Annotated in this window: 11 protein-coding genes; 7 read left to right on the plus strand and 4 right to left on the minus strand. The window is 72.5% G+C overall.

Annotated elements, in window-relative coordinates; translation table 11 throughout:
* Positions 1-80: 80 nt before the first annotated feature.
* On the minus strand, positions 81-716 hold the full coding sequence (locus tag LP52_RS03945) for a SanA/YdcF family protein (protein ID WP_040270780.1): 636 nt from the start codon (positions 714-716) through the stop codon (positions 81-83).
* Positions 717-904: 188 nt separating this feature from the next.
* On the opposite strand from LP52_RS03945, the gene LP52_RS03950 reads away from it, so the two are divergent.
* Positions 905-1,201, plus strand: a complete 297-nt coding sequence (locus tag LP52_RS03950; protein WP_040270782.1) for an ArsR/SmtB family transcription factor — start codon at positions 905-907, stop codon at positions 1,199-1,201.
* Complete coding sequence (locus tag LP52_RS03955) at positions 1,201-1,587, plus strand: VOC family protein (RefSeq protein WP_193789944.1); 387 nt, start codon at positions 1,201-1,203, stop codon at positions 1,585-1,587. Before LP52_RS03950 ends, LP52_RS03955 begins: the two co-directional genes overlap by 1 nt.
* A gap of 218 nt (positions 1,588-1,805) precedes the next feature.
* On the opposite strand, the gene LP52_RS03960 is transcribed toward LP52_RS03955, so the two are convergent.
* Positions 1,806-5,429 carry an NB-ARC domain-containing protein gene (locus LP52_RS03960; protein ID WP_040270785.1) on the minus strand — a complete coding sequence of 1,208 codons (3,624 nt, stop codon included), beginning with the start codon at positions 5,427-5,429 and terminating at the stop codon, positions 1,806-1,808.
* Positions 5,430-5,801: 372 nt separating this feature from the next.
* Here LP52_RS03960 and LP52_RS03965 point away from each other — a divergent pair, with 372 nt between their 5' ends.
* Together LP52_RS03965 and LP52_RS03970 are read left to right on the plus strand one after the other, a co-directional pair.
* Complete coding sequence (locus LP52_RS03965) at positions 5,802-8,105, plus strand: UvrD-helicase domain-containing protein (RefSeq protein ID WP_040270786.1); 2,304 nt, start codon at positions 5,802-5,804, stop codon at positions 8,103-8,105.
* Positions 8,106-8,238: 133 nt separating this feature from the next.
* Positions 8,239-8,628 (plus strand): hypothetical protein, encoded by a 390-nt coding sequence (locus tag LP52_RS03970; protein ID WP_040270788.1) that lies wholly within the window; start codon positions 8,239-8,241, stop codon positions 8,626-8,628.
* Positions 8,629-9,051: 423 nt separating this feature from the next.
* Here the strand turns inward: LP52_RS03970 and LP52_RS03975 are convergent, their stop codons facing one another.
* Complete coding sequence (locus LP52_RS03975; RefSeq protein ID WP_040270790.1) at positions 9,052-9,654, minus strand: YdeI/OmpD-associated family protein; 603 nt, start codon at positions 9,652-9,654, stop codon at positions 9,052-9,054.
* A gap of 306 nt (positions 9,655-9,960) precedes the next feature.
* Here LP52_RS03975 and LP52_RS03980 point away from each other — a divergent pair, with 306 nt between their 5' ends.
* The 3 genes from LP52_RS03980 to LP52_RS03990 all read left to right on the plus strand — a co-directional run bounded on the left by LP52_RS03980 (position 9,961) and on the right by LP52_RS03990 (position 14,349).
* Positions 9,961-11,706 (plus strand): hypothetical protein, encoded by a 1,746-nt coding sequence (locus tag LP52_RS03980; RefSeq protein ID WP_157036192.1) that lies wholly within the window; start codon positions 9,961-9,963, stop codon positions 11,704-11,706.
* 67 nt (positions 11,707-11,773) lie between these two features.
* Positions 11,774-12,619, plus strand: a complete 846-nt coding sequence (locus LP52_RS03985) for an EI24 domain-containing protein (RefSeq protein WP_040270794.1) — start codon at positions 11,774-11,776, stop codon at positions 12,617-12,619.
* Positions 12,620-13,041: 422 nt separating this feature from the next.
* Complete coding sequence (locus LP52_RS03990) at positions 13,042-14,349, plus strand: lytic polysaccharide monooxygenase (protein WP_052809399.1); 1,308 nt, start codon at positions 13,042-13,044, stop codon at positions 14,347-14,349.
* Between the two features lie 216 nt (positions 14,350-14,565).
* Here the strand turns inward: LP52_RS03990 and LP52_RS03995 are convergent, their stop codons facing one another.
* Complete coding sequence (locus tag LP52_RS03995) at positions 14,566-15,678, minus strand: D-alanine--D-alanine ligase family protein (protein ID WP_040270795.1); 1,113 nt, start codon at positions 15,676-15,678, stop codon at positions 14,566-14,568.
* Between the last annotated feature and the right edge of the window lie 45 nt (positions 15,679-15,723).

Below are 15,723 nucleotides of genomic sequence, written 5' to 3' on the forward strand. Positions count from 1 at the left end.
AGGACTGCACGGTGATCGGCGCCCGCGCGGACACCGGGACCGGGGTGCGGTCCGCGCCGAACGTCCAGGTCAGGAGCGGGTCAGGACAACGCCTCGCGCAGATCGCTGCGGGGCGGTTCGACGGCGGCCGGCGCGGGCTGCAGCACGGAGTCGCCGATCGCCTTGGCGTTGGCGCCGGCTTCGCGCAGGTAACCCAGCGCCGTCGAGCGCGGCCGCCGCCGGAAGCTGGGGTCGCCGACCCCGTAGACGTCGATCCCCGCCGCTCGGCACAGGGCGATCGAGCGGGGCAGGTGGAAGCTCTGCGTGACGACGATCGCCCGGTCCACGCCGAAGGTCTCGCGCGCCCGCACAGCGGAGTCCCACGTGCGGTAGCCGTGCGGATCGGCGACGATCCTGTCCTTGGACACGCCGTGCTCGGCGAGCACGGCCGCCATGGTGTCGGTCTCGTGGTTGGCCTCGGGGCTGTTGTCGCCGGAGACCAGCACCGCCCGCACCGTGCCCTCGCGGAACAGCCGAGCGGCCAGCTCCAGTCGCCCCTCCAGCAGCGGCGAGGGCCCGCTGGGCCACACCGCCGCACCGAGCACGATCGCGACAGGCCGGATGGGTACCGTACCGGGCCGCCACCGACGTCCGGCGCTGGCCAGGCACGCCCACGCTGTGGGCCCGAGCGCAGCCGCACTCGCCACGCCTGCGACCGCCCAGGCACCCGGTCTCATATCCGCATCCCTCCCCTGTCGTCCGGCCCGCCCGACCCTAACGCCTACCCGGCCGTACAGGGGCATCGAAGCCGACGCAGCGGGGCGCTGCGACCTGCTTTCGGAAGTCGGTAGCGGCACGTCGAGGAAGGCCGCTACGGTCGCATGCACATTGACATGCAAGTGGCGACTTGCATATAACGGGACACGTGAACGAAGACACCGACCTGTTCAAAGCCATCGGCGACGCGACGCGGCGTACCATCCTGGACGAACTGACCAGCAAAGACGGCCAGACACTGTTCGAGATCTGCGGCCGACTGACCATGAAGCACGGACTGGCCTCTTCGCGCCAGGCCATCTCGCAGCACCTCACCGTGCTCGAACAGGCCGGCCTGGTACACACCCGGCGACAGGGCCGGTACAAGTTCCACCACCTCGACACGGGCCCACTGCGCTCGATCGTCGAGCGGTGGCCCATCGACCGAGAGGAACCGAACCCGTGATCCGCATCAACATCGCCAGCGTGTACGTAGACGACCAGGCCAAGGCGCTCGCCTTCTACACCGAGAAGCTGGGGTTCACCAAGAAGACCGACGTGCCCGCCGGCGAGGCCCGCTGGCTCACCGTCGTCTCACCCGCCGACCCGGACGGCGTCGAGCTGCTGCTGGAGCCGGACGGCCACCCGGCGGCACGCCGGTTCAAGGAAGCCCTGGTCGACGACGGTATCCCGCTTACCCAGTTCGCGGTCGACGACGTGTACACCGAGGTCGAGCGGCTCAAGGGCCTGGGCGTCGAGTTCACCCAGGACGCGACCGACATGGGACCGGTGGTCACCGCCGTCTTCGACGACACCTGCGGCAACCTGATCCAGCTCGCCGCCATGAAGTAGTCGCCCACCCCGCCCGACAAGCGACGAGACCCGCCCGGTTCGCGGGCACCCGAAGAGGGGCGGCGAAGCCGCCCCGTCGGGTGCCCGGCCCTGCGCCCTCGCTACCGACCGACGCCGACCCGAACCATCCGCCGCCGTCGCCGGGCTCCCGGTTCACGGCCCCGTCGGGCGTGCAACACCACGTCCACAGCACCGACGGCCCGGACGGAACCCACAGGTCAGTGCGGGAAGGGCGGGTCCTCTGACGCGGGTTCGGCTTCCGGCGCCGCGATGGCGCCGTTGTCTTCCGAAGAGCGCTGACGCGGGGGGTGGTAAGCGTGACCGGCGGGTTCGGTCTCGGCTCCGGCCGGTCCCGCGCCGACCCCGCCCGACGCCGGTACCGAGGCATCGGGGCCGTCGACCGTACCGTCCGCCGCGCCGCCTCCGCGCTCGGCGCCGTCTACGTGTTCTCCCGGTTCTCCCTGTCCCCGCTGTTCTTCCCGGCCCTCCGCAGGCTCCGGGCCGTCGGTCGGAGGGGCACCCGGGATGCCCGCGGCGGGGCGGCCGCCCCAGGAGAAGATCGACTTCTGCTGCGCCCCGTGGATGCGGTTGAGGCGGCGGTCGGCCTCGTGGGCGTGCCAGGTGAGGCCCTCGTCGCGGGCCGCGTCGCGAGCGGCGGTGAGGTGGTGGACGGCGTCGGCCGTGTGGCCGGTCTCGTCGAGGACGCGGCCGAAGAGCACTTGGGCGCCGGTGCGCCCGACCCTGTCGCCGAGGCGTTGGAAGGCCATGTAGGCGTGCTCGGCGTCGGCCAGCGCCTGGCGCGGGTAGCCGCTCGCGGACAGCGCCTCGGCCGCCGTGCGGTGAGCGCGGGCGTGCCAGAGCTGATCGCCGAGTTCACCGAAGCCCTCCGCCGCGGTACGCATGGTCTGCGCGCACGCGTCGACGTCGCGGCCCGCGCTCAGCCGCACGCGCCCCAGCGCGAGGTCGGTGCGGTGCTTGCCCCAGGTGTCGCCCATGCCGCTCAGCGTCCGGGACGCCTCCGTGAGCATCTCGATCCGCCGCTGGACCGACCACTTGCGCCGCTGCCCGGCCACGGCGCGCAGGGGATCGCGCCCGTAGTGCGGCAGCCCGGCGAACCACTCCCGCTGAGCGGCGTAGTACTCACCCAGGTGGGGCGGCGCCCATGACGCCACCTCGCGCCAGGCTTCGTCGGCGAGCTCCTTGTGCCCCTCCATGGTCTCGGGCTTGCGAATGGGGGCCCACTTGGCGACGTAGCCCTCGACGTACTTCTGGCGGACGTCGAAGTGGGCCGGGTTGAGTACGAGGTCGACCACCCCGTACTGCTCGTCCAGCCGCTCCGTGTCCAGCTCGGCCATGGAGCGCTGGCAGCGCGCGGTGTACCAGTGCTCCTCGGTCTGCAGGTAGTACTCGCGGACCTCGTCGAGCATGAACCAGGCGTTGAGCTCGCGACCCCGGGCCGCCAGGATCTCGGCGAGTGCGATCCGGGCGTTGCTGTACTCCTCCCAGTCGCCCTCGTACCGGAAGATCATGCAGGCCAGTCGCAGCAGTGCCTGGGCACGCCGGTGCTGGCGGCCGTCGTGCCCGTGCTCGGCAGACTCCTGCTCGCCCTCCTCCGAGGGCTCGGGCCGGCGCTGATCGCTGCGGCGGCGGCCCCACTGGGCGTGCACCTCGGCGAGGTCGCGCAGCGCGCGCGCCCGCCACCAGTCGTCGCCCACCTCGGCGAACATCCGCTCGGCCGTGTTGAGCGCTTGGGCGCCCCCGTCGAGGTGGCCCCGGCGCTGCAGGTTCACGCCGAGGGAGCGCCAGGCGCGCGCCGTCCAGTGCGGGGAGCTGCCGGCGGTCGCGCCGCCGCCTTGCTCACCGATCTGCTGGAAGACGCTCTGGGCGGTCTTGGCGTCCTCGATCCCGGTCTCGTAGTTGCCCATCTTGCCGGCGATCTCGGCGCGGTCCAGGTGCGCGAGCCCTCCGGCCAGGCGGTCGCCCAGCCGGTAGGCCATACGCAGCTCGGTGAGCGTCGCCTCTTCCCAGTCGGCCCAGTACACCTGCCATACCTGGCACAGCGCGGCGAAGGCGTGCGCCAGCCGCCACCCCGGTTCGAGGAGGTCGTGTTCCTCGGCCAGCCGCATGCACATCAGCAGCGACTCGCGCTCCTGGGTGAGCCACTGGCGCGGGTGCCCGGCAGGCACCAGCCGCAGCTCGCGCGGCGGGGTGAGGTCGGTGCTCGCGCTGAGCACCTCGGGGTCGTAGGTGCGGGTGATCTCGGCGGCGGCCTGCTCCACCAGCCAGGTGTAGGCCGCGACCAAGCGCCGCGCCACCTCGCGGTCGCCGCCGTCCTCCCAGTTGTCGCGCTCCCACCGCGTGAGGTCGAACTCGCGGGAGTCGATCATCCGCAGCGTCTCGCGCACCAGGTCGTGGATGCGGTAGGTGTTCTCGCCGGTCTCGTTGCGCTCGGTGGGAATGACCAGATAGCGGCGGACGAGCCCTTCGATCAGCCCGGCGGCGGTGTCGCGGGGGACGTCCAGCAGCACCGCGGCCGACCAGTCGCTGAACTTGTACAGGTCGGAGTCGGCGATGCGCTTGAGCAGCAGCCGCTGCTGTGGGGCGCACAGCTGCAGGCTGAACGCGAAGGAGGCGGCGAAGCCGCGGCGCCCGCCCAGCAGCGGGCTGCGGGCGATGCTGTCGAGCTCGGCCAGGACCTCGCGCGGGCTGGGGTCGGCGGGATCGAGCAGCCTGCCGCCGCACAGCCGGATGGCCAGCGGCAGCCCGCCGCAGCGGCGGACGATGTCGGCTCGGTCGCTGCGGATCCGCGCGGCCTCCTCCGGACTCACGCGCAGGTCGGGCTTTGCGATGCGGTCCAGGAGTTCCTCGCCCTCGCTCTGACTGAGTTCGTCCAGTTCGTAGCTCTCGAACTCGAAGTCCGCGGAGGTGAGCGTGCGCCGCGAGGTGATGATCACGGCGCAGCCCGAACCGCTGGGGATGAGCGGCTCGACCTGGGCGGCGTCCTTGGCGTTGTCCAGGACGAGGAGGATCCGCTTGCCGTAGATCAGTCCCCGCCAGGTGGTGGAGAGCTCGTTGAGGGTGGCGCCGGAGGGGATGCGGCCCTGCATGGACTGGACCAGGGACTCCAGCACCTTCTCGGCCGAGCGGGGTGCGCGCTTGGGAAGGGTGGGCGCGGGCAGGTCGATGTTCTCGCTGTCGGCGTCGCGCCGCGCACTGCGGCCGAAGAGGCGCCGCATCCGCTTGCCGATCTCCCTTGCGAGGCCGGGGTCGGTCTCGTCGGCCGCGCCGTCCTCGTCGGGGTCCGGGTCACCGGAGAGTTCGACCCAGCGCACGCCGTCCGGGAAACGGTCGACCACTTCGTGCGCGATCTGGGTGGCGACCTGCGTCTTGCCCGACCCGGGGATGCCGTTGATGACGATCACCAGCGGGGAGTCGCGCTTGGCCTCGCCGACCATGCGGGCAGGCAGGTCGAGGATCCCGCGCACGCCTGTGCGCGGGAAGGCGCGGAAGCGGCGGTGCAGCCGGTTCATCAGGGCGGTGTGGCCGGTGAAGCGCTGGCTTTTGGGCGGCAGTTCGATCGGCGGCTGCTTGGGCAGCCGGACGGGCCTGCGCCCCTTGCTGAGCAGCGGCTCCAGGAAGACGGTCACGGCCCCGGTGGCCAGCGCTCCGGCGATCGAAAGCCCCCACACGATCCTGCGGGGGAAGTCGTCCAGCAGGTCGGGTGCCATCTGCAGCAGCAGCGCGCCCGCGATGAAGACGACGGGCCCGATGGCTCCCGTGAGCCCGCGCAGAAGCGGTCGGCGAGTCGATGCCTGCCCCTGGCTCGCCCTCTCCTGCTGCATGTGGACAGCCCACCTCTGCGGTTTACCGGTTACGCCCTTTCGGTCCGTGTCGGAGCGGCCGGAAAGAGTCCGAGCCCAACACCGTACCGCGCCGACCCTTGCACAAACGGGGTCGTGCCCGGATTCCCGGGCAGTGACGATCCGGTACCAGGACAGCGAGGGCGGTGCGGCGGCGAGGCAAGGGCAGCGGGGAGGAGGACCGGACGCGGGGGGCGGCGACCAGGGGGTTCCGGCCGTTTCAGCGGACGCCGCGGAAGCCCCGGGAATTGCTCGAATGCGGCGGTAATGTCACAAGCGTCGGATACAACAACGAGGGAAAGGCAGTGAACGTGCGGGATTCACCGCCCTGATGCGTCCGCGAAAGGGAGGCCCATGCCGCAGTTGGCGATCGACGCGACGTGTCTTCCGCAGTACGACAAGCTCGACAAGCCCACGCGCGAGCGCCTGCTCGCGGCCACGCGCAAATTCCGCGAACTCTCGCTCGACGCCCTGCTCGCCCACCCCGACCTGCGGATCCGCCCGCTTCCCGCGGGCCAGGACCCGCGCATTCGCACTTTCCGCATCAGCGACTCCTGGACGGGCGTAATGCTGGCGCCGGAGTCGGGCGAGACTTTCCTCCTCATCCATCTGCTGCCGCGCGATTCCGCCGAGGACTGGGCCGTCGACCAGCGCCACGACGTCAACCCCGTCATGGGCACCCTGGAGCGCCGCGACGCGACGGCGCTGGAGCAGGCGTCCGGCGGGCCGGGTGGCGACGGCAGCGCCCCCGCAGGCGAGGCGCCGGCACGAGTCGGCGCGACTGCGGTCCCCGCCGCATCGGCGGCACCGCCGGGCGGGGAGGGGACGGCCGCCCCCCGCGCCGCCCCCGGAGAACCCGCGGTGTCCTCCCGCGCTTCGGCCCCCTTCCCTCCCCCGCCCTCCTCCGCCGTCTCCGCTCCCTCCTCGGGGCTTCTTTTCGACAGGGTCAGCGACCGCGACCTCGAGCGGCTGGGTGTCGATCCCGAGGTCCGCGAGTTCTGCCGCAGCATCACCACCGCCGACGAGCTGCACGGCTGGGCGCCCGCGCTGCCCCAGGACCAGTACGAGGTGCTGCGAGCGCTGGCCGAGGGCCATTCCGTGCAGCGTGTGCGCGACGAGGTCGTCGTACCGCGCCGCCCCGTCGTCGGGGCGGTCGCCGCCGACGACTACGACACCGCCATCCGCCACACTCGCGAGCGCGTCATCGTCGTCAACGACAACCGGGAGATCGAGGACGTACTCGCCGGCGAGTTCAACGCCTGGCGGATCTACCTGCACCCCATGCAGCGCGATCTCGCCTACCGGCCGCGGTTCAACGGCCCCGCGAAGGTGTCGGGCGGTCCCGGCACCGGTAAGACCGTCGTGGCGCTGCACCGGGTGAAGCACCTCGCCGAGCACCTGCCGCTGGGCGGGCGGGTGCTGCTGACCAGCTTCACCAACGCGCTGGTGGAGTCGCTAAGGCGCAACCTGGAGATGCTGCTGCCGCCCGAGGTGGTCGAAGACGTCGACGTCGTCACCACCGACAAGCTCGCCCTGGACGTCGTCAAGGAGGTCCACCCGGAGGTCCGGTTGCGCACCGACACCCGCGGGGTGTTCGCCAACTACGCCAAGCAGCACCGGCTGCCGTGGCCGGTGGACTTCCTGTTCTCGGAGTACCGGCACGTGGTGACCGCGCGCGGGATCACCACGCTGGAGGGCTACCTCGCCCCCGACGCGCGGGCCGGACGCACCACGCCGCTCAACGCCGACCAGCGGCGCGAGGTCTGGCACGCGATCAGCAGCGTGCGCGCCGCGATGCGCACCAGCCGCAGGCTGCCCGCCGAGGACCTGCACGCCGAGGCCGTCCGCATCCTCGGCGAGCGCTCCGAGCTGCCCTACTCCAACGTGGTCGTCGACGAGGCCCAGGACCTGCACCCCGCGCAGTGGCGCACCCTGCGCGCCGCGGTCGCCCGCGGGCCCGACGACATGTTCATCGCAGGCGACAACCGGCAGCGGATCTACGACAACACGGTGTCGTTCAAGCAGCTGGGCATCGAGATCGTGGGGCGGTCGTTCCCGCTGCGGGTCAACTACCGCACCACCGAGCAGATCCTCGACTGGACCGACGGCATTCTGCGGGGCGGTCCGGTGACCGAGCTCGGCGACTCCTCGGCCACCGAACCCGGCGGGGCCATGCGCTGTGTGCTCAGTGGGCCCGAACCCGAGCTGTACGGCGCGCCCGACGAACCCGCGGAGCTGGACGCGCTGGCCGAGCGGGTGCGGGCGTGGCTGGCCGACGGCATCGCGCCCGCCGACATCTGCGTGACCGCGCGCACCAACAAGCTGCGCGACTCGGTGGCCTCCCACCTGCGGGCGCGCTCCCTGCCCGCGGCGATCTTCCATCCGCGCGAGCACTCCATCACCGACGCCGCGCAGAGCGTGCGGGTGACCACCATGCACGGCGTCAAGGGACTGGAGTTCCGCGCGATCGCGGTGTTCGCGGCGACGGCGGACGCGCTGCCCCAGCTCGATCGGGTCACCAGCGCCGCGCTCGACGAGAACCAGCACCAGGCCGACCTGGACGCCCAGCGCTCCCTGCTGTACGTGGCCTGCACCCGTGCCCGAGAGCGCCTCTACGTGAGCTGGCACGGCACGCCGAGCCCGTTCCTGCCCTTGTGAACGGGACGGCGGCCGGCGGGTGCGCGCGATCTCCGGTGCGGGGCCGGGGCGGGGCGCGGGCAGTGGCGGAGGGGCACGGGACCGCGCGCGGACCGCGGGCGGTCCGCCGCAGGCCATGAAACGGGGATGGGCGATGGTCGACCGGACCGCGATCCAGGACTTCTTCGACATCTACGGCCGGGCCCTGTCCGAGGGCGACCTGGACGGGATCGCCGCCTGCTACTCCTATCCGGCCTTCGTGGCCGGCGACGCGCAGAGCATGGCGATCGGCGCGCCCAACGAGGTCAAGGAGGCGTTCTCCGGCGCGGCCGAGGAGTACCACCGCCAAGGGCTCGTCCGTGCCGTGCCGCAGGTGCGCGCGGCCGAGACGCTGACCGACTCGCTCGTGTGGGCCGACGTGCGCTGGTCCTACACCGACCGCGAGGACGCGGAGCAGGACTCCAGCACCTTTCGCTACGTGCTGCGGGTGACCGCTGAATCGGTGCGGATCTGCGTGGTGGCGGCGGCCTCGTCGCGAGGCTGACGGCGCCCGCCCTCGCGCATCCGGCAGGCGTCGCGCGCCTGGGCCGCGATCTCCTCGGGTTTGCGCAGGTCCCGCCAGGTGAATCGGGGCAGGATGAGCTTCCGGGGCGTGCTGACCATGCTGTTGTGACGACGGCGGTCGGCGTAGAGCGCCGCGGGCAGGCTGTGCGGCCCCGACCGTCGGCATCGGCGATCACGCCGCGGCTGGGCCAGGCGAGGTCGGCGCGGCCCGCGAGCGTGCCGTCGGCCCGGAAGACGGGGTACTGCGGGTCTCGGGCGGAACTCCCCCGTCGCGGCAGACTATCCGGATGCGGGACTCCAGGCTGCTCTGCGCCCGACCGTCGGCCGGCGACCACCACCGGCGGCTGCGCACGGCCCCGGGGCGGCGCCCCGGGACGCCCGGGCCGCCGCTTCGCCGCGCCGCTCAGTCGGTGCCGGGTTTCCTGCGCTGGGGCGGCCGGGGCGGGTCCCCGGCGGCCAGGCGCGCCGCGTATTCAGCGATCTTGCGTGCCCGGGTCTCGGGGCGCTTGACGTTCTGCAGGGAGTACAGGATGTGGTATCTGCCGCCCTTGTCGAGCGCGGCATAGGCGTTCGCGGCCGCAGGGTCGGCGTCGAGGGCGGCCTGCAGGTCCTCGGGGACGCGGGCCGTGCTCGGCGGGTCGTAGGCCGCCTCCCACCGGCCGTCGGCCTTGGCCCGCTCCACCTGTTCGAGTCCTGCCGGCCGCATGCGTCCGGCGCGGATCAGCTCCTCCGCCTTGTCGCAGTTGATCTTGGACCACGCGCTACGCGGCCGGCGCGGTGAGAAGCGCAGGGCCCACCAGCCTTCGGGGGTGCGGGCCGAACTCGCCTGCCCGTCGATCCATCCATAGCACAGGGCGACGTCCACGGCTTCGGACCGGGTGACCGATGCGGCGTCGACGCCCTTTCGGGGCATGGCGAGCCAGAGCAGGTTCGCGGTCCGGTGGTGCTCTTCCAGCCATTGCGCGAATTCCTCGGCGCCGGCGAACACCTGCGGCTCATCGCTCATAGGGCTCGGCCTTCCTTCGAGGCGGTTCCACGAGCGCGGTGCAGCCGCGCTGCGGTGTGCATCAGTCTGCCGCAACCCGACGACATTCCGCGGGTCGGGCGCAGGCCTTGTGCGCCGTTAGGGCGGAGAATCCGGTCGGTCCCGATTCCCCGTCCCCGATCGCCCGGCGGGAGTACACGACTTCGCCGATGCGCGGGGTCGCTGCTGCCAAACTGTCCGTGAGGCGGCGGATGGGGGCGGGTGCCGGCGCCCGCGCTCGATCCGTCCGATGGCCCGGACGAGCTGGGCGAGGAACACGGAGCCGACATGCGCCTGGTTTTCAGCAACGCCGACGAGGAGACCATCGACCGGTACCGCGACCTGCTGCCCCGCGCGGCGGCCTCGTGGGCGGCGCGGCGGCCCGGCGCTCCGGTGTCGCGGCGCGCGCTCGGGGCCGTGGCGGGCTACAAGCTGGGCGAGGCGGTCTGCGGCGGCGACGGGCTGGTCGCGCGGTGGACGCCGGCCGACGTCCGGGAGCTGCTCGGGCACTGGGTACCGACGCGCGAGGCGCTGCCCGCAACCGACTCCCGGGCGGTGCCCGGCGCGCTGCGCACCTGGTGGGCGTTCCTCGTCGAACGCGGCTGGCTCGACCCGCGCTCGGCGCCCGTGACCGACTTCGAGCAGGCCCTGCTCGACGCCGCACCGCACCACGCGTCGCCCCCGGCCGGTGTGGCGTGCTGCGAGACCGACCCCGCCGCTCGGGGCGGCACAGCGGGCGTAGCGGCGTCCGTCGGCGGTGGCGCGGAGCCGGCGCCTCCGGCCGCGGCGCCGCGGCGCGGGCTCGGCTTCGCGGCCGTGGCCGCCGCGGTGCGGCGCGGCCGGGACGCCCCTCTGCCCGCTTCCCCGCCGACGGTCCGGGGCCGCCACGGCCGCTCCCTCCCACCCGCCGCGCTTCCCACCGCCCGAGAACTCGCCGACGCCGTCGCCGCCGCGCCGGTGTGCGCCGGAAGACCGGGCGACCGGCCCCGCCCGGCGCCCGACGATGCGCTGGAGCGGTGGTGGTCCCGCTTCACCGGCGTGCGCCGCTCCGCCGCCGGGCGCCTGCTCGGCGCGGAACCGACCGCCTGCGGCCCCGAGCAGGAGCCGGCGGCGGACGCGCTGATCGCCGCGGTGCTCACCGCGCTGAGCCTGGGCCGGGAGCGCGGCGCTGCGGCCTCGCTCGCTCCCCGCATGGCCGCCCACCTGTTCGGATCCCCGGTGGCCGCCCCTCCAGCGACCGGCGCGGCGGCGGTCGAGCCTTCCGCTAGCGCCGCCGGCATCATCGCGGCCGCCCACCCCCTGCTGGACGAGCTGGCCGAGCTGGGAGCGCTCGTGCGTGTGCCCGACCCTGTGTCCGGCGCCCAACGCCATGCGGTGCTGACCCCGCTGGGCTGGTGGTTGTGGTTCGCTCTGCTCACATGCGGCGGCGTGCGGCCGATCACCCGTGCCGAGCTGATGGCCGAGGACGCCGAAGTGCTGATCGACAGGGCCGCGGGCGGCGATCCGTTCGGTGAGCGGGAGCTGCGGCAGTGGATCGAGGCGCGGGGACCCGCCGCAGCGCTGCCCGATCTGGTGGAGGTCTACCGGCGCAGCGACGATTGCGTCCACCGGACGCTGGTCAAAACGGTGACCTCGTCCTATGCGCTGCAGGCCCGCGCCGGCTACGAGTCCCTGCGCACCGACCCGGCCTTCGGCGGGAGGGCGCGCAGCTGGCTTTTCGACGCCGGCTTCGCCAAGCACACCGCGCTGCACCCCCAAGACCACCTCGACCCGCTGCTCGACGGCCTGGCGGCGAGCCTGCGGACCGGCACCTACGGCCGTACCGAGGCCGAGACCGAGGGCGGTGGCGACGCGCTCTGCGGTGTCTCCGAACAGCGGCTCCCGGCGGTCTTCGACACGGCGGCGGCGTCGGGCCACCCCGAGGCCCCCTTCGTTCTGCGCTGGTTCTCCCGCCACCACCCCGACCTGCGTATCCGCGCCGCCGCCCGGTCCGCCCTCGCCCGCCACAGGGCGCGCGCCCGCCCGCGCCGCTAGATCCGGACCCGACCGGCCCTCCCTGTGCGAGGTGCGGGGCGGTCGGCGACGGACTAGGGTCTGGCCCGTGAACTCTCCCGTCCGTGACTTCTTCTCCGGTGTCGGCGTTCTGTTCCAGGGCGCGGGCATGGTCATCCGCAGACCGCGACTGTTCCTGCTCGGGATCGTCCCGCCGCTGATCACGTCCCTGCTGTTCGTGGCCGCTCTGGTGCTGCTGCTGTTCAACGTCGAGGACCTGACCGTGTGGCTGACCCCGTTCGCCGAGGAATGGGCGCCGGGCATGCAGACGACGGTGCGCGTCCTCGCGGGCGTGCTGCTGGTGGCCGCGGCGGTGCTGGTCATGGTCGTGGCCTTCACCGGGCTGACGCTGGCGCTGGGTGCGCCACTCTACGACAAGATCGCCGAGATGGTCGAGGACGAGCTCGGCGACGCCCCGCCGGAGGCCGACGATTCGGTCACGGCGTCGGTGGTCCGGTCGGTTCGGCAGTCGCTGGTGCTGATCGCGGTGTCGGCACTCGTCACCGTCCCGTTGTTCGCGGTCGGCTTCGTCCCGATCGTGGGCCAGACGGTGATTCCGATCGTCTCCGCGATGTTCGGCGGGTGGATGCTCACCATCGAACTGCTCGGCTCGGGCTTCGACCGGCGCGGGATGCGCCGGATCAAGGACCGCCGCCGGGTGATGGGCCGGCGGCGGATGCTCGTCTACGGCTTCGGAATCCCCAGCTACCTGCTACTCGCCATCCCGTTCCTGGCGGTCGTGGTGTTCCCGGCGGCCGCCGCGGGCGGCACCATCCTCACCCGGCGGCTGCTGACCGCCGGGGACCGGCAGGCCGAGCCCGGTCGCCTCCCGCCGCAGGCGTCGCAGCCCGGCACGGGCCAGGGTCCCCCGCCCGGGCCTTCGCCTTCGCGCTGACCGGCTGACCCGCCGGCGGCACGCCGGGCCCCGCACCGCCGCGGGTGCCCGGCCGCGCGCCGCCGATGTCCGGGGCGCCCCTCCGTCCGGTCACCCGCGCATTCCCGCCCCCATGGGCACCTCCGCCACCTGCGCCTCTGCCGCCTCGTGTATGGCTTCGGGGTGACGTTCCTATTACCTGGTGTTGCCAATTCCTGTGGCGCAAGCCACTCTAGGAATCGCCTCTGGGGTAGTCTGGCGCGAAATGGGAGCGCTCCCAAAACCTGGGAGCGCTCCCTTCACTTCACCCCGGAGGAGCCGCACAACCGCACAGACCCCGCACCCCGTCCCCACCCCCCATCCACCCGTCCTCTGAATCCCCCACCCGACTTCCGCCGACCGCCCCGCGCGGTCGTCGGAATGCGAGCAAGAGGAGTGCAACGGTGAACCTTGCACGCAAATCCACCCTGATCGGTGCAGCCGCGGTTCTCGCCGCCGGCTTCGCCGTGGCGCTGCCCACCGAACCGGCCGACGCCCACGGCGGCTTCACATTCCCCGCCACCCGCACCTACGCCTGTTACAAGGACGGAATCGACGGCGGCAGCGGCGGCGGCCTGAACCCCCAGAACCCGATGTGCCAGCAGGCACTCGACCAGAACTCCTACCCCTTCTGGAACTGGTTCGGAAACCTGATCAGCGACGCCGGCGACCGGCACCGCGAGATCATCCCCGACGGCAAGCTCTGCGGCCCCAGCTCGGACTTCGACGCCTTCAACGCGCCCGGCGACTGGCCCGCCAGCGACGTCCAGTCCGGGTCCACGGTGACCTTCGAGCACAATGCGTGGGCACGCCATCCCGGCACCTTCAGCCAGTACATCACCAAGGACGGCTGGGACCCGAGCCAGCCGCTGGGCTGGGACGACCTGGAGCCTGCGCCCTTCGACGAGGTAACCAACCCGCCCCTGCGCGACGGCGGCGTCGAAGGCGCCGAGTACTACTGGGACGCCACGCTGCCGAACAAGAGCGGCCGCCACGTCATCTACTCGATCTGGGAGCGCTCGGACAGCCCTGAGGCCTTCTACAACTGCTCCGACGTCGTCTTCGACGGCACCGGCAACGGCGGCGGCGAGGACGACACCCAGGCGCCCACCGCGCCCGGCGCACCCACCGCCGGCTCCGTCAGCGGCGACGCCGTCGAGCTGAGCTGGAGCGCGGCCTCCGACGACGTGGGCGTGAGCCGCTACGAGGTCTACGACGCCTCGACCGGCGAGGTCGTGGCCACCACCTCCGGAGGCACCTCCGCGACGGTCGGCGACCTGGCGGCCGAGACCGACTACAGCTTCTACGTGATCGCCCTGGACGCCGCGGGCAACTCCTCGGACTCCTCACCCGAGGTGGCGGTGACCACCGGCAGCGCCGACAACACCAGCGGCCAGTGCACCGTCGACTACAGCATCGCCAACGAGTGGTCGGGCGGCTACACGGCCGACGTCGAACTGAGCAACGACGGCGACGCCGCACTGAGCGGCTGGTCCCTGCACTGGCACCTCGACGACGGCGGCACGGTCACCAACGGCTGGTCGGCGCAGATCGAGCAGCAGGAGGGGCACGTGACCGCGTCCAACACCGATTGGAACGGCGATGTGCCGGCCGGCGGGTCGGTGTCCTTCGGCTTCAACGCCGAGACGGGCGGATCCGCCGAGGAACCCGCGGAGTTCGAGCTGAACGGAGCACCGTGCTCGACCTCCTGACCCGATAGACCAACCCCCAATGATCCCGCGGCCGGGGACGGCAGGGCCCGGTCGCGGGATTTCCCGGGCGGGAAGGCGGAGTGCGTCGGGGCACCGCCTTCCCGCCCACCCTCGACCCCGGTTGATCTTGTACCTATGGTCACTGTGAGCGATCACATGTGCCCGTAGGTACAAGATCAACGCTGATGCGGGCGGTAGCCTCCCGGGACCTCCCGGCTAGCGCAGCCCCGGCTCGCGGTCCAGCGCCGTGCGGATCATCCGGTCGACCAGGGCCGAGTACTCCAGCCCCGCCTCGGCCCACATCTGCGGGAACGCCGAGGAGGGCGTGAACCCGGGCATCGTGTTGATCTCGTTGACGTAGACGCGCCCGTCGTCGCCGTAGAAGAAGTCCACACGTGCGAGCCCTTCGCAGCCCAGCGCCTCGAAGGTGCGGGCGGCCTCGCGGCGGATCTCGGCGACGACCTCGGCGGGAAGCCCGGCCGGGATCGTCAGGCTGCTCGTGGAGAGGTACTTGGCCTCGAAGTCGTAGAAGTCGTAGCCGTCGGCGACGTGGATCTCGGCGGGCTGGGAGACGTCGGGCGCGCCGCCGTCGGCGGACTCCAGCACCCCGCACTCGACCTCGCGCCCGGAGACGGCCGCCTCGACGATGACCTTGGGGTCGTGCCGGCGGGCCTCGTCCACGGCGGCGGTGACGGCCTCGGCGTCGGCCGCGTCCGGCACCTTGCTGATACCGACGCTGCTGCCGCCGCGCGCGGGCTTGACGAACACCGTCCCGCCCAGCTCGGCGATGTCGTCGAGGACGCGCTTGCGCTCGCCGCGCCAGGCCCGGTCGGGCACCGCGACGTAGCGCCCGGTGGGAATGCCGTACCCGGTGAACAGGGCCTTCATGAAGACCTTGTCCATCGACGCGGCGCTGGCGAAAACGCCCGCGCCCACGTAGCGGGCGTCCATCATCTCGAACAGGCCCTGGATGGTGCCGTCCTCGCCCAGCGGACCGTGCAGCAGCGGCAGCACCACGTCGATGCCGCCCAGCCGCCGCGGCGTGTCGCCGTCGTAGACGAGGAGGTCGCTGCCCCCGCTGAAGGCCACGGCCAGCTCGGGCCCGGAGGAGTCGACCTCGGGCAGTCGGCCGTCGACGATCGCGAGTTGCGCGGGGTCGGCCGAGTACAGCACCCACGAGCCGTCGCGGGCGATCCCGATGGGCACGACCTCGTAGCGGTCGGTGTCGATCGCCGAGATGACACCTCCCGCGGTGACGCAGGAGATCTCGTGCTCGGGGCTGCGTCCGCCGAAGATCACGGCGACCCGGATTTTACGCTGCTCGGCCATGCTGACAGACCCTATCTCGCGCTCGTCGGACTGCGGAACCGATCG

The organism is Streptomonospora alba, from assembly GCF_000826685.1.
Classification (GTDB): domain Bacteria; phylum Actinomycetota; class Actinomycetes; order Streptosporangiales; family Streptosporangiaceae; genus Streptomonospora; species Streptomonospora alba.